Source organism: Phenylobacterium sp. FG114, assembly GCF_057809855.1.
On sequence record NZ_JBMDKU010000002.1, the window covers coordinates 383,043 to 402,602 of the forward strand.

Genomic DNA, 19,560 nt, shown 5'->3' on the forward strand with positions numbered 1-19,560 from the left:
GCGCATTCGCCTTCACTTCCGGGCGGGCTTCCGAGATGCTGCCCGCCGCTCAACGAGTCGAGGGAAAAGCGATGAAGACCCGTGCCGCCGTGGCGTTCGAGGCCAAGAAGCCGCTGGAGATCGTCGAACTGGACCTCGAGGGTCCGCGCGCCGGCGAGGTGCTGGTGGAGATCCGGGCCACGGGCGTCTGCCACACCGACGCCTACACGCTGGACGGGCTCGACAGCGAGGGCCTCTTCCCGTCGGTGCTGGGTCATGAAGGCGCCGGCGTCGTGGTCGAGGTCGGGCCCGGCGTGACCTCGGTGGCCGTCGGCGACCACGTGATCCCGCTCTACACGCCGGAATGCCGGCAGTGCAAAAGCTGCCTCAGCCGCAAGACGAACCTCTGCACCGCCATCCGCGCCACTCAGGGCAAGGGCCTGATGCCCGACGGGACCAGCCGTTTCTCGTACAAGGGCCAGACCGTCTTCCACTACATGGGCTGCTCGACGTTCTCGAACTACACGGTCCTGCCCGAGATCGCGGTCGCCAAGATCCGCAAGGACGCGCCGTTCGAGACCGCCTGCTACGTGGGCTGTGGCGTCACGACGGGCGTGGGGGCGGTGGTCAACACGGCCGACGTGGAAGCCGGCGCCAACTGCATTGTCTTCGGCCTGGGCGGCATCGGCCTCAACGTGATCCAGGGCCTGAAGCTGGTGGGCGCCGGCATGATCGTCGGCGTCGACATCAATCCTGCGCGAGAGGAATGGGGCCGCCGCTTCGGCATGACTCATTTCGTCAATCCCAAGGACGTCTCGGGTGACCTGGTCGCCCACCTCGTGGCCCTCACCGATGGGGGCGCGGACTACACGTTCGACGCCACGGGCAACACCACGGTCATGCGCCAGGCGCTGGAAGCCTGCCACCGCGGCTGGGGCGAGAGCGTGATCATCGGCGTGGCCGAGGCCGGCAAGGAGATCGCCACGCGGCCGTTCCAGCTGGTGACCGGCCGGGTGTGGAAGGGCACTGCCTTTGGGGGCGCGCGCGGCCGCACCGACACGCCCAAGATCGTCGATTGGTACATGGACGGAAAGATCGAGATCGATCCGATGATCACCCACAAGCTTCCGCTGGACCGGATCAACGAGGCCTTCGACCTTATGCACGCCGGCGAAAGTATTCGAACGGTGATCGTCTACTGACAACCCTCCCTCCAAACGGGAATTCGACGCGTAGAGCAATCTTGGATTGTCACGGTCGTCTCGCGCGGTATGGTTGTTCGAGTTGAGCGTCTGGGGGGCGTAGTCCCGTGCAGGTCAGGGCGTTGATTACGTCCGCGGCGTGGCGAGCGGAGGCGTGGACGTTTTCGTGCGCGGTCGTGCTGGGCGGGCTTATTGTCCTGTCGCGCGTCTGGTTCCAGACCCTGCTCGGCCCGAACGCCCCCTTCATCCTCGCTTGGCCCGGCATCTTGCTGGCCGCGTTCGTGGGGGGCTTCTGGTCCGCGCTTCTGGTGGCGCTGCTGAGCCTGGGCGTCGGCCACTGGGTGCTGACGACGGCGGACGCCCGGCCCATTGGGCCGGTGGGGATCGCGATCTTCATGGCCTTCGCCCTGGTCTTCGCCGTCGCGGGCGGCGCGCGGAAGCGGGCCCTTCAACGCCAGCGGGCGCAGTCCGAGCGGCTTGCGCAGCTCCAGGCCCAGATGGTCCAGGTCGCACGCCTCAACGCCATGGGCGAGATGGCGGGCTCCTTGGCGCACGAACTGAACCAGCCGCTGACGGCGATCGCCAACTACCTGAACGCCACTGAGCAGATGCTGGCCCGCGACGAGATTCCGGCGACTCGGGTCGGCGAACTGGTGCGCAAGGCTGGCGACCAGGTCGTCCGCGCCGGCCAGATCGTGGCGCGGGTGCGCTCCAGCCTGGACCGGGGCGAGATCTCGGCCTCCGACGAGTCGGCCGCCAACCTGGTGCAGGAGGCCGTGGATGTGGCTTCGGCGGGCACGCCGCGCGACGCCCTGTGGATCCGCTACGACTTCGACCGCGCCGCGGACCGGGTGAGGGCCGATCGGATCCAGGTGCAGCAGGTGGTGCTGAACCTCGTCCGGAACGCCTCGGAAGCGATGGCCGACCGCGCCCGGCGGGAACTCCGCATCGCGACGCGGGGTCTCGAGCCTGGCTTCCTGCAGGTCAGCGTCGCCGACACCGGGCCGGGGATCTCGCCCGAAGTCAGCGACCGGCTGTTCCAGCCCTTCGTGAGTGGGAAGCGGGACGGAATGGGTGTTGGATTGTCGATTTCCCGACATATCATTGAGGCCCACGGAGGGCGCATGTGGGTGGAAGGCAACGCCGACGGCGGAGCGACGTTCCACTTTACGTTGAAGCGGGCCGAAGAGGAGACTTGAAGGCGATGCGTGCGGGGGGGACGGTCCATGTCATCGACGACGACGAGGCTGTGCGGGATTCGCTGGCGACACTGCTGGAGGCGGCCGGCCTGGCGGTGAGCGCATATGGCTCGGCTGGCGCGTTCCTGGACGGGATCGACACCGCCCAGAGCGGCTGTGTGGTGACCGACGTCCAGATGCCGGAAATGACCGGGCTGGAGCTGCTGCGCCGTCTGAGCGACCGACTGCCACAATTCCCGGTCATCGTGCTGACCGGCGAGGCCGACGTGCCGACGGCGGTGGAGGCGCTGAAGAACGGCGCGCTCGACCTGATCGAGAAGCCCTACTCCGCCGAGACCATCGTGGCGGCGGTCCGCCAGGCCCTGACCCAGCTCGAGGTGCGCAGCCACCGCGAGACCCGTCGCAGCGAGGCTGCAGAGCGCGTCGCCGCGCTTTCCGCACGGGAGCGTGAGGTGCTGGATGGGGTCGTGAAGGGCTTGTCCAACAAGGAGGTCGCCCGCGATCTCGGCATCAGTCCGCGCACGGTCGAGGCCTATCGCGCCAACCTGATGATGAAGATGGGCGCCGACAGCCTCTCGGAACTGGTTCGGATGACGATCGCGGCGCGGGGCGAGATCTAGGCTGGGCGCTCATCGAGCGCGGCCTGCACGGCCGCGACGAACATGTCAGGCGAAAAGGGCTTCTCAATGAGCGCGCGGGCGCCCTGCGCCATTGCCGCGTCGGCCGTCGCGCGGCCGCCGCGGGCGGTGACCACCAGAACCGGCACGTGCAGGTTTCGCGCTTTGAAGGCGCGCAGCAGCTGCAGCCCGTTCATCTCCGGCATCTGAATGTCGGTCACCACGCACCCGGCCACGCCGGCTTCGGAGGTGTCGAGGAACGACTGCGCCGTCGGATAGGTGGCGACCGCGAACCCGCGCGTCTCCAGGAGCACCGCGAGCGAGTCGCGGACGGCCTCGTCGTCGTCGATGATGTGCACGGCCGGGAGAGGCGCCATGGCGTCGAGGTCACATATCCTGGAGCTTGAGTGAACATTGTTCAGGTAGCGGGGTGAATTTCGCCGCAAACTCTGTTCGCCGAAATCCCGGACGGTCACCTACGGAAAACTACGGTAGTCGCGGGCCCTGCCACGCCGGACCGCGCCCCGCCTGAAGCGCAGCTGTCTAGACGCGTCCGTCTTCGCCGATCATCCGCGCGGCCTTCTCGGCGATCATCATGGTCGGCGAGTTGGTGTTGCCCGAGGTGATGGCCGGCATCACCGAGGCGTCGGCGATGCGCAGGCCCTCGATCCCCTGCACCCGCAGGCGCGCATCCACCACGGCCATCGGATCTGACCCAAGGCCCATCTTCGCCGTGCCGGCCGGATGGAAGATCGTCGTGCCCAGCCTGCGCGCGGAGGCCAGGATCTCCTCGTCGGTGACCGCGGCGGCGCTGGGCTGCCGTTCCCGCGCGCCATAGGCCTGGAGCGGGGCCTGCGCCGCGATCCGCCTGACGAGCTTCAGGGAGTCCACGGCCACGCGCTGGTCGTCGGCGGTGTCGAGGTAGTTCGGCTGGATCGAGGGCGCAGCCCGCGAGTCCGGACTCTTCGCGTGGATCCCGCCGCGGCTGGTGGGGCGCAGGTTGCAGACGCTGATGGTGATGGCCGGGAACGGGTGCAACGGGTCGCCGAACTTCTCCAGCGACAGCGGCTGGACATGGAATTGCAGGTTGGGCGTCGCATAGTCGGGCGACGAGCGGGCGAAGGCGCCCATCTGCGAGGGGGCCATCGACATTGGCCCCTTGCGGAAGGCTGCGTATTCCAGCGCCATCAGCGGCCTGCGCCACCACGACTTGTAGAGGGCGTTCATGGTCGGCACGCCTGCGACCTCGTAGATCGGCCGGATCTGTAGGTGGTCCTGCAGGTTCTCGCCCACGCCGGGGAGGTGGCGCAGGGTCTCGAGGCCCAGCGCCGACAGTCGGCCCCCGTCGCCCAGGCCGGACAGCTCCAGGAGGTGCGGCGTGCCCACCGCCCCCGTGGCGACCACTACGCCGTCGCGGGCGCGGCTCTCGAAGGTCTGGCCGCCGCGGTTCCAGCGCACGCCCACGCAGCGCCCGCCCTCGATCAGCAGCTTCTCGACGTGGGCGGCGGTCTCCAGCCGCAGGTTCGGACGGGTCAGGGCGGGTTTCAGAAACCCCGCCGCCGCACTCCAGCGCCGGCCGGCCCGCTGGTTCACCTGGAAATAGCCGCTGCCGGCATTGTCGCCGGTGTTGAAGTCGACCACCCGCGCCACACCCGCCAATTCCGCCGCCTCCGCGAACGCGTCCAGCACCCGCCATCGCATGCGTGGATGCTCCACCCGCCAAGCGCCGCCCTGCCGGTGCAGGTCGTTCGGCGGCGCGATGTGGTCTTCCTGGTCCAGGAACAGTGGCAGGACGTCGTCCCAGCCCCACCCGCTCAGCCCCATCTGTCGCCAGCCGTCGTAGTCCGCCGCTTGGCCGCGCATGTAGATCATGGCGTTGATGGCCGAGGAGCCGCCGATCACCTTGCCGCGCGGATAGCGCAGGCTGCGGTCCGCCAGCCCGGGGATCGCGTCGGTCTCGAACATCCAGTCGGCGCGCGGATTGCCGATCGAGAACAGGTAACCGACGGGCACGTGGAACCAGATCCAGTCGTCCTTGCCGCCCGCCTCCAGCACCAGCACCCGGCGTTTCGGGTCGGCCGACAGCCGGTCGGCCAGCACGCAGCCGGCCGAACCCGCACCCACGACGATCACGTCCGCGTTGAGGGCGGCGTCGTCGGCGATAGGGGCGGAACTGGCCAGGGCGCGGGCCCTCCTTTCGTATGTCTTGGGGCTTCTAGCCGAGCGTGTGGCCTTTGGGCCACTGGCCTCGCCGTGGTTGCGCTCCCATCTAGGCCCCCAACAGTTGGTTGCCGTGTCCCCCGCCGAAGTCATTCCCTTCGCCCCGCTGGCGTCTGCGTTGCGCGACGTCTCGGGCGACCACCCCATCCTCACCGTCCGCGCCGGATCCGTAAGGGTCCGGCACCAGGCGGCCATGTCGTTCGACCTCTCCTATCGGGGCGACCGACCCCTCCTGCTGTACGTGTTCCAGGCGCCGCGGGCGGTGGCCGAGCAGGGCTGCCGCGCTGGAGCCTTCGCCCTCCTGCGGCCGGGCACGTCGATGGAGATCCACCATCCCGAGCCGATGGAGGTTCTGGCTGTCGCCTACGACGGCGAGCATGGCCTGGACCTCGCCGGCGTGGACGACATTCCCAAGGGCGCCAGCGATCCCGGCGTCCGCCTGTTGGCCCAGGAAATCCGCCGCGTGCTGCGCGACGAGGGCGCCGCCGACGCGCGCTATGTGGAGTCGCTCGCCGAAAGCCTGCTGGTCCGCGCCGCCACCGTGGCCGCCTCCCCACCGTTGGCGGCGGCGACCCAGGCGCTGACGCCGCACAAGCTGCGCAAGCTCACCGCCTTCATCGACGCCAACCTCGACAGGCCGCTGCAGGTGGCGGAACTCGCCGCAGAGGTCGGCCTCAGCCGCGCCCATTTCACCCGAGCGTTCCAGAGCGCGGTGGGCCAGACGCCGCATCGCTTCGTCCTGGCCCGCCGCCTGGAGGAGGTGCGTCTGGCGTTGCAGGAAACGGTCGACGATCTCTCGACCCTGGCGGCCCGCTACGGCTTTTCCAGCCACGCCCACATGTCGTCGGCGTTCCGGTCGGCCTTCGGCGCCACGCCGTCCAGCTATCGTCGGGGGTTGATCCAGGGCTCGCTGGCGGCCGCGGGCTCCTAGAACGACAACGCGCCCGAAGCCTGAGCTTCGAGCGCGCCGTTCGTCGACCAGAAAAGTGCCCGGCGCCCCACCCGGGTGGGGGAGAGGGCGAGGCGCCGGATCTGGACCTCTGCAGGGGGAGCGCTAGAGGCCGAGCTTGTAGCGGAAGCCCACCGTCACCGCGTTGGTGTGATAGTCGCCGTCGAAGCGGGTGGGGCCCACGCCGGCCTTCACGTCGGTGACGCCAAGGTAGCGATAGGCGATTTCGCCGGTCAGGCGGTCGTTGAACGGATGGGCCACGCCGGCCTTCAGCTGGTAGGCGAAGCCGGTGTCGTCATCGCCGCGCGACTTGACCTGTGCCAGGCCCACGCCGGCGCCGACGAAGGGCTGCCAGGCGCCGCCGCGGTTGAAGTCATAGTAGCCGTTGACGAAGCCGCCGACCGTCGAGGTCTTGCCTGGCGTCGCGCCCTTGTTGTCGCCTTGCAGGTAGGCGACTTCCGCCTCGGCCCGCAGGTTGTTCGAGAATTCGCGGCCGACCGCGCCGCTGACGGCCCAGCCGGTGTCGCCCTTGCGGTCGGGCGTGGCGTCGAGCCGGCTTTCAAAGGACGCGCCGGCGTTCCCCTGAACGTACCAGTTGGCGTCCTGCGCCGCGGCGGCGCTGGCGGCGAACGTGGTCGCGGCGGCCACAGCCGCCAGAGTGAGAGACTTCATGATTTTCTCCTTCCCCGGTTGCCCCGGGCTTCAATGAGGAAGGAGTTGGGCTCGCGCCGACGGCCGCGCTTCCACGGAAGGCGCGCGCTTTCAAAGCTGTGCGGAAAAGCGAAGGGACCGCCGGCGGACGGTCCCTTCCCAACCGCCTAGAGGAAGGCCGGCAGGCGCTTGCGGATGATCGCGTCCGCCTCGGCCATGACGCCGTCGATCAGGTCCTTGCAGGTCGGGATGTCGTGGATCAGGCCCACGACCATGCCGCACGACCAGGCGCCGGCGTCCATTTCGCCCTCCTGCATGATCCGCGGATAGACGCCGCCCACCTCGGCGACGATGTCCTCGAACTTGAGGTTCGCGCCCAGCGCCTTTTCCTTCTCCAGGAGGCGCTCGACGGCGGCGTTGTTCAGCACGCGCTCGGTATTGCGCAGCGGCCGCATGACCAGGCGGGTGTCCAGCTCGCTGGCCTGCAGGATCGCCTGCTTCACGTTCTCATGCACCGGCGCCTCCTTCGTGGCGATGAAGCGGGTGCCCATGTTGACGCCCTCGGCGCCCAGGCAGAGCGCGGCCGCGAGCTGCTTGCCGTTGGCGACGCCGCCCGAGGCGACGAAGGGGATCTTCAACTCCTCGGCGGCGCGGGGCAGCAGGATCCAGTTCGGGACGTCGTCCTCGCCGGGGTGGCCGCCGCACTCGAAGCCGTCGACGCTGACGGCGTCGCAGCCGATCGCCTCGGCCTTCAGCGAGTGGCGGACCGAGGTGCATTTGTGGATCACCTTGACCCCGGCCTCCTTCAGGGCCGGCAGATACTTCTGCGGGTTGTTGCCCGCCGTCTCGACGATCTTCACGCCGCCATCGATGATCGCCCGCACATAGCCCGGATAGTCCGGGGGGGTCATGGACGGCAGGAAGGTCAGGTTCACGCCGAACGGCTTGTCGGTCATCGTCCGGCAGCGGGCGATCTCCTTGGCCAGCAGCTCGGGCGTGCGCTGGGTCAGCCCCGTGATGATGCCCAGACCGCCGGCGTTCGACACCGCGGCCGCCATCTCGGCGAGGCCGACGAAATGCATCCCGCCCTGGATGATGGGGTGCTGGATGCCGAACAGTTCGGTGATGCGGGTCTTCATGGGCGTCTCGCTTCCTGGCTTGGCTTTGGCCGCACTTCTTGGACATCCGGGTTTGCGGCGCAACGGGTATCGCGGCGTCATGCGACGCGCGGGCAGGGTGAAAGGGCTTGGCGAACGGCCGATCTTTCGCCATGCCGCGAGGAACAGGCGCCCGTGTCGAGGCGCGGGCGATAACGAGGGAAAGGGAGAACGTGGCGCCGGCGCCGTCCAACACACCTGCGGATGACGGCCCGCTGATCCGCGCCTTCTTCGAGAAGCGCGAAAGCCTCGTGCTTTTCCTGGCCGCGCGCACCCGCTGCATGGCCACCGCCGAAGACCTCGTTCAGGACCTCTACCTCAAGTTGGCCGCCGTCGAGGCGGGCCCCGCCGACGTGCGGGCCCCCGGCGCGCTGCTTTACCGGATGGCGTCGAACCTCCTGGTCGACCACGTGCGGAGCACCCAGCGGGCATCGCAGCGCAACGGGCAGTGGCGGCGCGAGACCCGCACGGCCCTGGGCGGTGAGGACGTCGTCGACGAACCGCCCGCCGACGAGGTGATCGTGTCCCGCCAGCGCGCGCGCCAGCTCGCCGAGGCCGTCGCCGCGCTGCCGCCGCAGATGGGCCGGGCGTTCCGGCTGCACAAGCTGGAGGGGATGAGCCAGGCCCAGACCGCGCAGGCCATGGGCGTGTCGGTCAAGATGATCGAGCAGCACATCGCGGCCGCCATCCGCAACCTGTCGCAACGGCTGCGCTCATGACGAGGCAGGATTCTGCGGTCGCACCTAGGGTTGGCGTGTCGCGGCGACGTCTCATGGTCGACCCGGCGCGTTGCGCGCACATCGGGCAGGCGGGCCTATGAGCAGCATGGCGATCAGCGACGAGCAGGTGATGGCAGACGCCAGCGCCTGGATCGCGCGCCTGCAGCGCGACGACGTCACCGAGCGCGACGGCCTGGAGTTCGAAGCCTGGCTGGCCGCGGCGCCGGCCCATGGGGCGGCCTACCGGCGTCTCGTCGGCATGTGGCACGAGTTCGAAAGCGGCGCCGACCAGGTCCTCGCCGAGCTGGCGGCCGGCGCGCGTCGCACGCGTCCCGCCTCGACCATGCGGCGTTGGCTGATCGCCGGCGGCGGTTCGGCGATCGCGGCCGGCTTGGCGGCGGCGGTGCTGCCGGGGCTGCTGGCCGGGCCTGAGACGGAAACCTACGCCACCAGCCGCGGCGAGCGGCGCAAGGTCGTACTGGCCGACGGCTCGACCATAGACCTGAACGCCGAGAGCCGCCTGACGGTGAGCCTGGGCCGTAAGGAACGGAAGATCGTCATGGCCGACGGCCAGGCCATCTTCGACGTCACGCACGACGCGGACCGCCCCTTCACGGTCGAGGCCGGGGGGCGCATCGTTCGCGTGGTCGGCACGCAGTTCGACGTTCGCAGCCGCCAGGGCGAACTGGTGGTCACCGTGGCCGGCGGCAAGGTCCAGGTCCGGCCGGCGTCCAGTTCCGCCCCGGGCCGCTCGTTCCTGTTGACGCCCGGCCGGCGGCTCGAGATCGACCGGTCCGGCGTCGAGACGGTGCGCGCCATCGATCCGGAAGAAGCGCTCGGCTGGCGGGTCGGCCGCCTGGTCTACCGCGCCGAGCCGCTGGCCGCCGTGGTGGCCGATCTCAATCGCCAGTTCCAGGCGCAGATCGAGATTTCCGATCCCGAACTGGGGAAGATGCCCATCACCGGGGTCATCGTGCTTGACGATCAGGCCGCCGTCATGCAGCGCCTGACCTTGATGCTGCCCGTAAGATCGATACCTTCCGAGCGGGGGCTGCTGCTTCTTCGGAAGTAAGGTCAAGGTTTAGGGGCGGAGCGGGCCATCCTCGGGCGCCGGGTATTCGTGGCGGCCGCCGCAGGCATTGCGGCAGCCAGTGGAATCGGCGACGCCGCCGAGGCTGCGCCGGGTCGCATCCGCTTCCATGTCGAGCCCCAGGCCTATTCCGAGGCGCTGCTCGACCTGGCCCAGCAGGCCAACATCACCCTGATCGGCGCAGCGGCCTGCGACGGCCCCTCGCGCCGCCGGCTGGCGACCACCATGACCGTCGAGGAGGCGCTGGGCGCGCTGCTGGCCGGCGCGCCGTGCACCTGGCGGATGATCGCGCCTGGCGCGGTCGAGGTCTCGCCGCTCTCCAAGGCCGACCTACCGCGGCTCTCGCCGCCAGTGACCGTCTCGGAACTGCTGGTCACCGCGACCAAGCGGGTCCGCAACCCGCGGGAACTCGCGGTCGCCGTGACGGCGATCCCGCGCGGCGGCGTCCAGGCTACTGGGGCGACGGACGCCGGCGAGGCGGCCAGCCAGTTCGCGGGCGTGCTGGCGACCAATCTGGGGCCTGGCCGGAACAAGCTGCTGCTCCGGGGCCTGTCGGACGGCGCCTATTCCGGCCGCACCCGCTCGACGGTCGCGACGTACCTCGACGACATCCCGGTCAACTACAACGCGCCCGATCCCGACCTGCGCCTCGTCGACGTGGAACGCGTGGAGGTGGCGCGCGGCCCCCAGGGGGCGCTGTTCGGAGCCGGCTCGATGAGCGGCGTCTACCGCATCGTCACCCGCAAGCCCGACCTGGAGCAGCTCTCGGCGGAGGTCCGGGCGTCCGGCGCGCTCACCAAGGGCGGCGCGCCCAGCCATGCAGTCGAAGGCCACCTGAACCTGCCGGTCTTCCGCAACGTGCTAGGGCTTCGGCTCTCCGCCTACCAGGAGGTCCAGGGCGGCTATCTCGACGACGTCCTCCAGGACCGCAGCAACGTCGATCGCACGGACCGGCGCGGCGCGCGGCTGATCGCCACCCTGGAGCCGACCGACGACTGGACCGCCACCGTCACGCTCGCAGGCCAGCATCTTCGGTCGGACGATACGCACTACACCTCGCCCCGGCTCGGCCTGAAGCGCGCGGTCCGCACGCCCGAACCGCACGTGAACGACATCGAGTTGGCCACGGCGACGGTGCGGCGGTCCTGGGGTTGGGCGGAACTCACCTCGTCGACCGGCTATGTCCGGCACCGCTACGGCAGCGTCTACGACTCGACGCCCAAGGCCTACCTCTACACCGCCTTCGCGGACAAAGGCGTGTACTCGGAACGCACGCGGACCAACCTGATCGTCCAGGACCTGTTCCTGACGTCGCGCGGCGCCAGCCGCTTCGAGTGGCTGGCCGGCGCCTACGGCTCGTACACGACCGTGAAGACGCTCACCGAGTTCCTGGCCCAGACCCCGTTCGCCGCGCCCCTGATCCACGTGTACGGTGACGATCGCAGCGACGACGTCCGCGAGGCCGCCGCCTATGGCGAGGCGTCCTACGAGTTCGCGCCCGGGTGGACGTTGGCCATGGGAGGGCGCGTTTTCACCATCGAGACCCGGACCAAGTCGGACGTGGTCTCGGAAAACTTCAAGCCGCGAAGCCTGGACCGCGACACCCGCTTCACCGGCTTCTCACCCAAGGTCTCGCTCCAGCGGAAGTTCGCGAACGGCGACCTGGCCTATGTGGTGGTTTCTGAGGGCTACCGCTCGGGCGGCGTGAACTCGGGCGGCGCCCAGCCCTTGTCGGCGCTGCGGGAGACCTTCGCCCCCGACCGCCTGGTCAACTACGAGGCGGGGCTCAAGCTCACCGCGCTGTCGAAGCGCCTGTCGGTGAATTCGGCCCTGTTCTACTCCGTCTGGGACGACATCCAGACCGACCAGTTCCGCGACTCCGGCATCGCCTACACCACGAACGCCGGCGACGCCCGCGTGCTGGGCCTGGAGAGCGAGGTGGCGTTCCGGGCCCGCAATGGCTTCTCGGCACAGCTCAACGGGCGGCTCTCGCAGACGAAGACCTCCGGCGTGAACCCCGACTTCCGGCCCAGCCTGGTCGACGGCCTGCCGGGCGCCCCGGCGATCTCGGGCGGCGCGCTCCTGAGTTACGAACGGGAGATCTTCGGCGACTGGACGCTGCGCCTCGTGGGCCAGGCCACCTACGTCGGCAAGTCGCGGATCACCTTCGACGCCGCCCAGCCCAAGATGGGCGGCTATGCGCGCACGCGGCTCTCCGCCGAGGTGCTGGGGCGGGCCGGCGACCTGCCGGTGGGGCTACAGGTCTACGTCCTCAATCCGCTGGACTCGTTCAGCGACACCTTCGCCTTCGGAAATCCCTTCAGCATGGGACAGAGGCGGCAGGTGACCCCGCAGCGGCCCGTGACCGTCGGCATGACGCTTTCCGCCGCCATGTGATCCTTTTTTCGCGGGCGACCTAGGGATCGTATGTCGCCGCGACGTCTCCGCGTCGACCAAGGGCGTTCTGGAGAGGCTCAGGGTCGGAAATCGCGCCGTCGACCCGGCGCAACAGTCAGAAGCAGCGCGCGTTCCGAGCCCAAAGGTCGCGCCGCGGACGGCTGAGCGCGGCCCTGGCGGGAGAGCGTCGGGGCCGCGCCTCTCGTCGTGCTCGAGTGCGACGATGATGATATTTGGCCGAAACAGCCAAGGATGTTAATGTGCGCTGTCGTTCGCGGCCGGCTCGGGCCGCGCGGTGGCGTGTGCTGGTTCTCCAGTCCGGCGCGCGCACGAGACATGCGGCCCCGGCTCGAGGACGTCACACCTCGGCCGGGGTCTTCTTGTTTCCGGGTTTGGCGCGAAATCGAAGATCCAGCCGCAGGCCGAAGTGGCGGTGAGAGAGGGATTCGAACCCTCGATAGAGTTTCCCCTATACACGCGTTCCAGGCGTGCGCCTTCAACCACTCGGCCACCTCACCACACACCGCGCGGGGGAGTGGGTCCCCGGCGGAAGGCGGGCATATACCGTCAGGAGGTCTTCGGGGGCAAGCGGCGGTTCGTCGCCGCGCGGAGGCGGTCTGGCGCGAAGAGCGACATGGCCTGGCGCGCGGCCAACCCGGCTTCCAGATCGCGCGAGGCCAGGCGCCAGCGGGCGATGCGCGCAACGGTGTCCGGGCGACCCTCGCGAACGCCGGCCTGCAGCCCGGCCAGGGCAGCGTCGGCCGCGCGAAGGCGGGAAATCTCAGCGGGCATGCCTGCGTACCTTTCGTCGATCAGAAACAGGCGGGCCCGCGCGGCGGCGATCATCAGGACGGCTGTGGGACGATCACCAGTCGCAAGGCTGTGTTCGGCCGCGGCCATCGCGCGTCGGACGTCCACGAGCAGCCCGTGGGGCGTGACGGGCTCGCGCGCCCGGGCCGGGCAGGCGGCGGGACCGAGGGCGCGAACATAGTCGGCGAGCCCGGCCAGGACCGCGGGCGGCGGTTCACGACCGTCGAATTCTTCCACCACCAGCCCGCGGATGAAGCGGGGGAGATCGGGGCTGGCCACCTTCAACGCCGCGCGCGGGCCGCTGAGGTCCGGGATCGGCTTCGGATCGTGCACGCCGTTGCCCCGGTGGCTGGAGAACAGCGACAAGGTGACGTCTGCGGTGCCCGGCGCGCCGGAGGCGCCGGGGAACAGGAAGTCGGGATTGCCGCGGCCCGCGCGGTGACAGCTCTCGCAGGTGAGGCCGGCCCGCGCCGCCTGGCCCCCTAGCAGCACCGGCGTACGGAAGGCCGCGCGGCCGATCTCCACCGAGCGGGCAGCGGCCGGATCGGCGGGAAGCTTCACGCACTCGGTGGACTGGGTCGCGAACACCCGCACGGGGTCCGCGGCGTCGGGGATCCACGACATGGCGCGCAGCGGCGGGCGCGCGTCGGCCGCCAGGGCCGAGGCGGCCGCGAATGCGAGGACGAGCCCTAGAGCCCGGGCTCGTGGCCGGCGTCGATCCAACGGCGCAGCTCCTCCGCCTCGGCACAACCGTAGGCGCAGATGCGATCCAGTTTCGCGAGCATCTGCCTGGCGCCCGCCGTGTCGCCGCGCTCGACCTTCAGCTCCCCGTAGTACTCCGTGGCGCCGCGATGGTCGGGGGCGATGGCCAGGGCCTGGCGATAGTACCCCTCGGCGCGGTCGAACTGGCCCTTCTTGCGCCAGGCGTAGCCCTGGTAGGTCAGGATGTCGGGGTGCGGGCCGAAGGCGGCGCGGGCGGCGTCGAGCTCGGCCAGGGCGTCGTCGTAGCGCTTCTCGTTGATCAGGCCGACGGCCTGCACATACGCCTGATCGCCAGCCGCCGCGAACAGCAACGACCCGCGCTCCAGCGCTGCGCTCGGCTGGCCCGCGGCCCCGCCGCCGGCCGCGGCCTTTTCCACGGCCGCGGTCAGGGATTGCAGCGCCGCGGCGTCACAGCCTGCGTTGCAGTCGCTGGCCTTGGCCTTCAGCCAATCGAGCTGTTCCTGGACCTTGGGATCCTTGAGGTTGGCGAGCGCCATTCCGAGGCCGGCGCGACTCGGAAGGTCGTCGGGGGCGAGCTTCACGGCGCGCTCATAGGCCTTCTTCGCGCCCTTCCAGTTCTCGGATCCAGACTGGGCCACGCCTAGGAGTTTCCAGCCGTCGACGCTGCGCGGCGCGGCGTCGGTGACCCGCTGCGCCGATTTGGCGGCGGCCTTGTAGTCCTTGGCCTGGATGGCCTGGACGGCCTTGGCATATTCCTCGGCCGGGTCGTAGCTGGGGGCGGACGAGGAGGGCATCGACATGCCCCCGCCCCCACCGCCGCTTCCGGCCGCCACAGCTCCGGCGCCGCCAAGAGTGGCCAGCGCGCCCGCCAGCAGCAGGATCCCGAAGCTCCGCATGACGCATCTCCTCCCGCGCGTTCTTTGCGTGTATTCCCGGGCATGTCGCGCCGGTTCAATCGAGCATGGCAAGACGCAAAACGGTGTTCGACTTTAGAGGCGCGCATGTTCTTCAAGAAGCCCGTCGACCTGCCGACGGCCGAGACCGCCTTGCCTGGGCGCGCGCATGCCATCCCCACGGCGGACAGCCATTTCGTGAACGGGAAGACCCTGAAGGGCCCGTATCCCGAAGGACTGGAAAGCGCCTACTTCGCCATGGGCTGCTTCTGGGGCGTGGAGCGCCTGTTCTGGCAGGTCCCGGGCGTCCAGGTCACCGTCGTCGGCTACCAGCAGGGCCTCACTCCGAACCCCACCTATGAGGAAGTCTGCTCCGGCCGCACGGGGCACGCGGAGTCCGTGCTGGTGGTCTTCGATCCGCGGGTGGTCCGCTACGGCGATCTGCTGAAGGTGTTCTGGGAGAACCACGACCCGACCCAGGGCATGCGCCAGGGCGGCGACATCGGCACTCAGTACCGTTCCGGCCTCTATGTGACGAACGACGCCCAGGCCGCGGAGGCCGAAGCGTCGCGCGAGGCCTATCAGGCGGCGCTGGAGGCCCAAGGCCTGGGCCGCATCACCACCGAGGTGCAGCCGGCGGGGCCGTTCTATTTCGCCGAGGACTATCACCAGCAATATCTGGCGAAGAACCCGGAGGGCTACTGCGGGATCGGCGGCACGGGCGTCTCGTGTCCGATCGGTGTCGGCGTCCAGGCCTAGCCGGCTATGGCGCGCGGCGGGATTCACGCGGTCTGCGGGGCGCCGGGATGATGACGCGGGAGGAAGTCCACGCCTGCGCCATGGCGCTCCCCGCGACGACGCACGTCGTCCAGTGGGGCGGGTCGGACGTCTACAAGGTGGGCGGCAAGGTCTTCGCCATCTGCGGCCTGCGCGGCGGGATGTCGTTCAAGGTCTCGGAGATCGGCTTCGAGGTCCTGACCAACGGGGGGCCGGGCCGCCAGGCGCCCTACCTGGCCAAAGGCTCATGGGTGATCGTGGACCTGGACGATCTGGAGCCTGACCAGGCGCCCGACTGGATCGCCGGCGCGCACGGGCTGATCGCCGCCAAGCTCACGAAGGCGATGCGGGCGGAGTTGGGCCTTTAGGAGCCGCCAGCAAAAGTGGAAACCGGTTTTGCGCCCGGGCGGCTCCTATCCTTGACCGGCGCGCCCTCCGGGCGGCGAACCGGTGTCCACTTCGCCTGAGGGCGCTCTGGCCTCCAGCAGATTGCGGAACTCGTGGATGGCGGCGGCGGCGGCGGAACTGCGTTGACGCCAGAACAGCAGCGCGACGGCGCCCAGGGTTGCGGCCATGAAGGACCACGGGCCGAACAGCCAGGCCGCGGCCGCCAGCGCGAAGTAGTAGCCGCGGACCCCGGAGTTGAAAGCGCCCAGCGCCGGGTTCAGCAGCTTCGCCAGGACCGCGCCGTAGGTGGGTCGGTCGGCCTCCGGCAGCGGCTCGGGCGTGGCGCCCATGGCGGCCAGGCAGTAGTTGAGCTGCCGGATCGACCAGATGAAGTCCAGCAGGCCGCGGGCCAGCGCGATCAGCACCAGCGCGAGCTGCACCTCGAACAGCAGCCGCGACGAGGTCTTCACCACCTCCAGGGCCGAGACAGATCGGAACGTCGAGTCTCCCCCGAACAAGGCCCCGGCCGCGGCCGCGATCAGCAGCAGGTTGGACGAGGCGAAGAACGAGGCCGAGTTCAGGGCGTGGCCCAGCAGGTTGCCGTCCATCAGCCGCACCTCGCGGCCGGTCATCTGCACCATCCAGGCGCTGCGGATCACGGTCATGTCCGTGTTGAGCACGCCGCCGCGCCGCTTCCCGAACGCCGTCAGCAGCGGTTCGTAGAACAGCCAGGCGACGGCGAAGACGCCGAGAGCGATGAGGTCCAGGGTCTGCAACTCAGTCCTCGAGGATCAGGCTGTGCTTCCGGTTGTCGGGGAGAAGGAACACGATGAGGAAGGCGACCGCCATCCCCAGCGCCACATAGACGTAGAAGCCGCTTTCGTTCCCTGCATGCTTGAAGGCGAGCGCGATGGGCTCCGCCGTGCCGCCGAAGATGGCTGTGCCCATGCCGTAGGGCAGGGCGACGCCCAGGGCGCGGACGTTGGCGGGGAACAGCTCGGCCTTCACCACGGCGCTGACGGCGTTGTAGCCCGACATGAGGAAGACCAGCAGGGCGACGAGGCCGAAGGCCACCAGCGGGGACTGCGTGACGGCGATGGTCGCCAGCGCCGGATAGCTCGCCAGCGCGCCGCCGCCGAAGGCGATGAACAGCGTGGCCTTGCGGCCCCAGTGGTCGCTGAGCCAGCCGAAAAACGGGAGGGCGAAGAGGTAGACCACAAGGGCGGCCGCGGTGATCGCGGTCGCCGTCGGCCCCGGGAAGCGGGACGTACCGGTCAGGAACTTCGGCATGTAGGTGGTGAAGGCGTAGAAGGCGAGCGAGCCGCCGGCGGTGAAGCCGAAGATGGTGAGGGTCTGCTTGGGATAGCGCAGGAACAGCATCATCGTCCGGGCGCGCTCGGCGCCGGAGGCCTTGGCGGCCTCGAAGGACTGGCTCTCGTCCATGCGGGCGCGGATCCAGAACACCACCACCGCCATGGCGGCGCCGATGAAGAACGGAATGCGCCAGCCCCAGGTCTCGAGGTCTGCAGGGGCCATGGTGGTCTGCAGCAGGCTGAGGATGCCGAGCGCGATCAGCTGACCCATCACCATGGTCACGAACTGGAAGCTGGACCAGAAGCCACGCCGTCGTTTGCCGGCCATCTCCGCGAGGTAGGTGGCGCTGGCTCCATACTCGCCGCCCACCGAGAGGCCCTGCAGGATCCGCGCGACCACCAGCAGGACGGGCGCGGCGACGCCGATGGTCTCGTAGCTGGGCAGGAGCGCGATGATCAGCGAGCCGCCGCACATCAAGGCCACCGCGGCGGTCAGGGCGGTCTTCCGGCCGGCGTGGTCGGCGTAGAGGCCCATCAACCAGGCGCCCAGCGGCCGCGCGAAAAAGCCGACTGCGAAGACCGCCATGGTCTTCAGCAGCCCCGCCAGGTCGTCGTCGCCTGGGAAGAAGTGGTTCGAGAAATAGACCGCGAAGGCCGAGTAGACGAACCAGTCGTACCACTCGACCAGGTTGCCGGCCGAGCCGCCCAGGATCGCCTTGAAACGTTGGGCGGCTGTGAGGCCGGGGGCGGCGACGCCGGGCGGGATCTGGGCCTCGGCCCCGGTCTCCGTCGCGGTCATGCAGTCCCCCCCCAGCCCGTCTTTGCGACGGATGCTAGGGGGAGCCGCGGCCGCCGCCTAGAGGCCTTCCCCGGGATGATCATGACCGGGAAAGAAGGCCTCTATTTCAAGATCGACCCCGCTTGTCCCATTCTGCAAGCCGAATGGGGCGAGCTCTAGGGTCATATGCGTCCGAGCAGGACCAGGATGATCACGATGACTAGGACGAGGCCCAGGCCGCCGCTCGGGAAATAGCCCCAGCTGCGCGAATAGCCCCAACTCGGCAGCGCGCCGAGCAGCAGCAGGATCAGGATGATGATGAGAATAGTCCCCAGGGACATCGAACGTCTCTCCTCAGGTCCCCCGACCTCGACCGCAGCGAACGTGCACGGTGAAGGTCGGGTTCCCGACGGGGGCGCTTTAGTCCGAGGCGTCGGCCGTGTGCATACGGTGGTCGCGGTCGGTGACCCGCAGGGCGTACATCATCCCGATCCAGCCGCCCTTGATGCGCGGTAGGGCCAGCAGGGTCACCACGGTGAGCACACCCAGGATGATCGGCAGCGAGACGGCAGGCGAGGTTTCCCAGACGATGGGGAAGAACAGCGCCGGACCCACGATCAAATGGCCGATCAGCAGGATGGTTAGATAAGCCGGGCCGTCATCCGCCGGATAGCGCGCCAGCTCGTGGCCGCAGGCCTCGCAATGCGGCTGGACCTTCAGGTACTTGCGGAACAGCTCGCCCTTCCCGCACTGCGGGCAGCGGTGCGCGAGTCCCCGCCCGATCGAGCGGAACAGCGGATAGTGGATCTCGGCCATGGCGCCCATATGCGCCTTCGCCGGCCGATGTGGAAGGCCCGGAGGCCTTCCGTCGCAGGCGTATCAGCGCGTGGCCTCTTCCGCCGCGCCGGCGACGGGGCGGCCGGCGCGCTGAGCGCGCCTTATCTCTTGGCGTCTTCCGCCGCGCCGGTGACAGCGCGGCCGGCGGCCGAGGCGTCCTTGCCGATCCCGGAGACGGTGTTGCAGGCGGACACCAGGAGAGCGGCGGCGGCGGCGGTCAGGACGATCAGCTTGCGCATGGGGCTACCCCTTCTCGAACGATGAGCCTTAGGTTTCGTGCGCCGTCTATCTAGTCAAGCTTGCGGCGGGAATGCGGCGTCCCGCGCCAGATGGCGCAGCCGCGCCTCCATCCGCCGCACATGGCTGCCCGGCCAGTAGTTGCGACCACAGGCGGGACAGACGCGGAACGGCCCGCCGCGAGCCCGCGCAGAGGTCGGTAGGGCGGCGAATTCGTGCTCCCCGGGCTCGCGCAGGTGGGCGTTGTCCATCGCACAGCGAGTGAAGGGGGCAAATTCCCAATTCAGCACGACCTCGCGGGTCAGGGTGTGCGCCTCGGCGTCGACCCCGAAGCCGTGGATCAGCACCGATTCCTCGGCCGCCGCGGCCAGGCGCTTGTCTCGGGTCAGCAGGATGCGGCCCTCACGCCGCGCGGTCCGGATGAGGTCGGCGTCGGGCTCCTCGCCCGCGGCGAGGTAGGTGTCATAGCCTGCCGCGCGCAGCAGACGCGCCAGGCGAACGAGCATCTCGTCGCAAAGGAAGCGCATGAATGGTGAAATTCGCATCGCGGGCGACTGTTCCTGTCGCTCCGTCATTGCGCTGCAACATGTTTTGGTAGAATGCATTTTGCATTGCGAAGAGCGGC

Annotated in this window: 21 protein-coding genes and 1 tRNA gene; 9 read left to right on the forward strand and 13 right to left on the reverse strand. The window is 69.4% G+C overall.

Going from position 1 to position 19,560, the window contains the following annotated elements:
* Positions 1–71: 71 nt before the first annotated feature.
* The 3 genes from ACODSY_RS04885 (at position 72) to fixJ (ending at position 3,000) form a co-directional block, all read left to right on the forward strand.
* Positions 72–1,181: an S-(hydroxymethyl)glutathione dehydrogenase/class III alcohol dehydrogenase gene (locus ACODSY_RS04885; protein ID WP_488950535.1), complete on the forward strand. Its 1,110-nt coding sequence runs from the start codon at positions 72–74 to the stop codon at positions 1,179–1,181.
* A 176-nt stretch (positions 1,182–1,357) separates the two neighbouring features.
* Positions 1,358–2,380 (forward strand): sensor histidine kinase, encoded by a 1,023-nt coding sequence (locus tag ACODSY_RS04890; RefSeq protein WP_488950536.1) that lies wholly within the window; start codon positions 1,358–1,360, stop codon positions 2,378–2,380.
* Positions 2,381–2,385: 5 nt separating this feature from the next.
* Positions 2,386–3,000 carry a response regulator FixJ gene (gene fixJ / locus ACODSY_RS04895; protein WP_488950537.1) on the forward strand — a complete coding sequence of 205 codons (615 nt, stop codon included), beginning with the start codon at positions 2,386–2,388 and terminating at the stop codon, positions 2,998–3,000.
* Here the strand turns inward: fixJ and ACODSY_RS04900 are convergent.
* Positions 2,997–3,356 (reverse strand): response regulator transcription factor, encoded by a 360-nt coding sequence (locus ACODSY_RS04900; RefSeq protein WP_488950538.1) that lies wholly within the window; start codon positions 3,354–3,356, stop codon positions 2,997–2,999. The two genes, fixJ and ACODSY_RS04900, sit on opposite strands and share 4 nt — an antisense overlap.
* A gap of 184 nt (positions 3,357–3,540) precedes the next feature.
* The gene (locus tag ACODSY_RS04905; RefSeq protein WP_488950539.1) at positions 3,541–5,130 is read right to left on the reverse strand and encodes a GMC family oxidoreductase; all 1,590 of its coding nucleotides are present in this window, start codon (positions 5,128–5,130) and stop codon (positions 3,541–3,543) included.
* 160 nt (positions 5,131–5,290) lie between these two features.
* On the opposite strand from ACODSY_RS04905, the gene ACODSY_RS04910 reads away from it, so the two are divergent.
* A complete protein-coding gene (locus tag ACODSY_RS04910; RefSeq protein WP_488950540.1) occupies positions 5,291–6,148 on the forward strand; it encodes a helix-turn-helix domain-containing protein in 858 nt (285 codons plus the stop codon).
* Positions 6,149–6,271: 123 nt separating this feature from the next.
* On the opposite strand, the gene ACODSY_RS04915 is transcribed toward ACODSY_RS04910, so the two are convergent.
* Positions 6,272–6,838 (reverse strand): outer membrane protein, encoded by a 567-nt coding sequence (locus tag ACODSY_RS04915; protein WP_488950541.1) that lies wholly within the window; start codon positions 6,836–6,838, stop codon positions 6,272–6,274.
* Between the two features lie 146 nt (positions 6,839–6,984).
* Positions 6,985–7,956 (reverse strand): NAD(P)H-dependent flavin oxidoreductase, encoded by a 972-nt coding sequence (locus tag ACODSY_RS04920; protein ID WP_488950542.1) that lies wholly within the window; start codon positions 7,954–7,956, stop codon positions 6,985–6,987.
* A 191-nt stretch (positions 7,957–8,147) separates the two neighbouring features.
* Between ACODSY_RS04920 and ACODSY_RS04925 the strand changes: the two genes are divergently transcribed.
* The 3 genes from ACODSY_RS04925 to ACODSY_RS04935 all read left to right on the forward strand — a co-directional run bounded on the left by ACODSY_RS04925 (position 8,148) and on the right by ACODSY_RS04935 (position 12,180).
* Complete coding sequence (locus tag ACODSY_RS04925; RefSeq protein WP_488950543.1) at positions 8,148–8,693, forward strand: RNA polymerase sigma factor; 546 nt, start codon at positions 8,148–8,150, stop codon at positions 8,691–8,693.
* Between the two features lie 97 nt (positions 8,694–8,790).
* Entirely contained in the window at positions 8,791–9,765 is a 975-nt protein-coding gene (locus ACODSY_RS04930) for a FecR family protein (RefSeq protein WP_488950544.1), read from the forward strand.
* Positions 9,766–9,813: 48 nt separating this feature from the next.
* Positions 9,814–12,180: a TonB-dependent receptor gene (locus ACODSY_RS04935; protein WP_488950545.1), complete on the forward strand. Its 2,367-nt coding sequence runs from the start codon at positions 9,814–9,816 to the stop codon at positions 12,178–12,180.
* Positions 12,181–12,608: 428 nt separating this feature from the next.
* On the opposite strand, the gene ACODSY_RS04940 is transcribed toward ACODSY_RS04935, so the two are convergent.
* The 3 genes from ACODSY_RS04940 to ACODSY_RS04950 all read right to left on the reverse strand — a co-directional run bounded on the left by ACODSY_RS04940 (position 12,609) and on the right by ACODSY_RS04950 (position 14,609).
* Positions 12,609–12,698: transfer RNA gene (locus tag ACODSY_RS04940), tRNA-Ser, on the reverse strand.
* A gap of 49 nt (positions 12,699–12,747) precedes the next feature.
* The gene (locus ACODSY_RS04945) at positions 12,748–13,713 is read right to left on the reverse strand and encodes a hypothetical protein (protein WP_488950546.1); all 966 of its coding nucleotides are present in this window, start codon (positions 13,711–13,713) and stop codon (positions 12,748–12,750) included.
* Positions 13,680–14,609 (reverse strand): tetratricopeptide repeat protein, encoded by a 930-nt coding sequence (locus tag ACODSY_RS04950; RefSeq protein ID WP_488950547.1) that lies wholly within the window; start codon positions 14,607–14,609, stop codon positions 13,680–13,682. The genes ACODSY_RS04945 and ACODSY_RS04950 overlap by 34 nt, the downstream gene beginning before the upstream one ends.
* Positions 14,610–14,714: 105 nt before the next feature.
* On the opposite strand from ACODSY_RS04950, the gene msrA reads away from it, so the two are divergent.
* Entirely contained in the window at positions 14,715–15,365 is a 651-nt protein-coding gene (gene msrA / locus ACODSY_RS04955) for a peptide-methionine (S)-S-oxide reductase MsrA (RefSeq protein WP_488950548.1), read from the forward strand.
* Between the two features lie 47 nt (positions 15,366–15,412).
* The gene (locus ACODSY_RS04960; protein ID WP_488950549.1) at positions 15,413–15,751 is read left to right on the forward strand and encodes an MmcQ/YjbR family DNA-binding protein; all 339 of its coding nucleotides are present in this window, start codon (positions 15,413–15,415) and stop codon (positions 15,749–15,751) included.
* 45 nt (positions 15,752–15,796) lie between these two features.
* Here ACODSY_RS04960 and ACODSY_RS04965 read toward each other — a convergent pair whose 3' ends face one another.
* The 6 genes from ACODSY_RS04965 to ACODSY_RS04990 form a co-directional block, all read right to left on the reverse strand.
* Positions 15,797–16,546, reverse strand: a complete 750-nt coding sequence (locus tag ACODSY_RS04965) for a DUF599 domain-containing protein (RefSeq protein WP_488950550.1) — start codon at positions 16,544–16,546, stop codon at positions 15,797–15,799.
* Position 16,547: 1 nt separating this feature from the next.
* Complete coding sequence (locus ACODSY_RS04970) at positions 16,548–17,882, reverse strand: MFS transporter (protein ID WP_488950551.1); 1,335 nt, start codon at positions 17,880–17,882, stop codon at positions 16,548–16,550.
* 161 nt (positions 17,883–18,043) lie between these two features.
* Positions 18,044–18,202, reverse strand: a complete 159-nt coding sequence (locus ACODSY_RS04975) for a DUF3309 family protein (protein ID WP_296595441.1) — start codon at positions 18,200–18,202, stop codon at positions 18,044–18,046.
* 79 nt (positions 18,203–18,281) lie between these two features.
* Positions 18,282–18,677, reverse strand: coding sequence for a DUF983 domain-containing protein (locus tag ACODSY_RS04980; RefSeq protein WP_488950552.1), 396 nt, complete (start codon positions 18,675–18,677; stop codon positions 18,282–18,284).
* 122 nt (positions 18,678–18,799) lie between these two features.
* Positions 18,800–18,937 (reverse strand): entericidin A/B family lipoprotein, encoded by a 138-nt coding sequence (locus ACODSY_RS04985; RefSeq protein WP_488950553.1) that lies wholly within the window; start codon positions 18,935–18,937, stop codon positions 18,800–18,802.
* A 54-nt stretch (positions 18,938–18,991) separates the two neighbouring features.
* Positions 18,992–19,462: a Mut7-C RNAse domain-containing protein gene (locus ACODSY_RS04990; RefSeq protein WP_488950554.1), complete on the reverse strand. Its 471-nt coding sequence runs from the start codon at positions 19,460–19,462 to the stop codon at positions 18,992–18,994.
* Between the last annotated feature and the right edge of the window lie 98 nt (positions 19,463–19,560).

Excerpts from the sequence above, each read along its gene's own strand:
- ACODSY_RS04885 (WP_488950535.1), top strand. The coding sequence starts at position 72 with ATGAAGACCCGTGCCGCCGTGGCGTTCGAGGCCAAGAAGCCGCTGGAG.
- fixJ (WP_488950537.1), top strand. The coding sequence starts at position 2,386 with ATGCGTGCGGGGGGGACGGTCCATGTCATCGACGACGACGAGGCTGTG.
- ACODSY_RS04915 (WP_488950541.1), bottom strand. The coding sequence starts at position 6,838 with ATGAAGTCTCTCACTCTGGCGGCTGTGGCCGCCGCGACCACGTTCGCC.
- ACODSY_RS04920 (WP_488950542.1), bottom strand. The coding sequence starts at position 7,956 with ATGAAGACCCGCATCACCGAACTGTTCGGCATCCAGCACCCCATCATC.
- ACODSY_RS04930 (WP_488950544.1), top strand. The coding sequence starts at position 8,791 with ATGAGCAGCATGGCGATCAGCGACGAGCAGGTGATGGCAGACGCCAGC.
- ACODSY_RS04950 (WP_488950547.1), bottom strand. The coding sequence starts at position 14,609 with ATGCGGAGCTTCGGGATCCTGCTGCTGGCGGGCGCGCTGGCCACTCTT.
- msrA (WP_488950548.1), top strand. The coding sequence starts at position 14,715 with ATGTTCTTCAAGAAGCCCGTCGACCTGCCGACGGCCGAGACCGCCTTG.
- ACODSY_RS04960 (WP_488950549.1), top strand. The coding sequence starts at position 15,413 with ATGATGACGCGGGAGGAAGTCCACGCCTGCGCCATGGCGCTCCCCGCG.
- ACODSY_RS04970 (WP_488950551.1), bottom strand. The coding sequence starts at position 17,882 with ATGACCGCGACGGAGACCGGGGCCGAGGCCCAGATCCCGCCCGGCGTC.
- ACODSY_RS04975 (WP_296595441.1), bottom strand. The coding sequence starts at position 18,202 with ATGTCCCTGGGGACTATTCTCATCATCATCCTGATCCTGCTGCTGCTC.
- ACODSY_RS04980 (WP_488950552.1), bottom strand. The coding sequence starts at position 18,677 with ATGGCCGAGATCCACTATCCGCTGTTCCGCTCGATCGGGCGGGGACTC.
- ACODSY_RS04985 (WP_488950553.1), bottom strand. The coding sequence starts at position 18,937 with ATGCGCAAGCTGATCGTCCTGACCGCCGCCGCCGCCGCTCTCCTGGTG.
- ACODSY_RS04990 (WP_488950554.1), bottom strand. The coding sequence starts at position 19,462 with ATGCGCTTCCTTTGCGACGAGATGCTCGTTCGCCTGGCGCGTCTGCTG.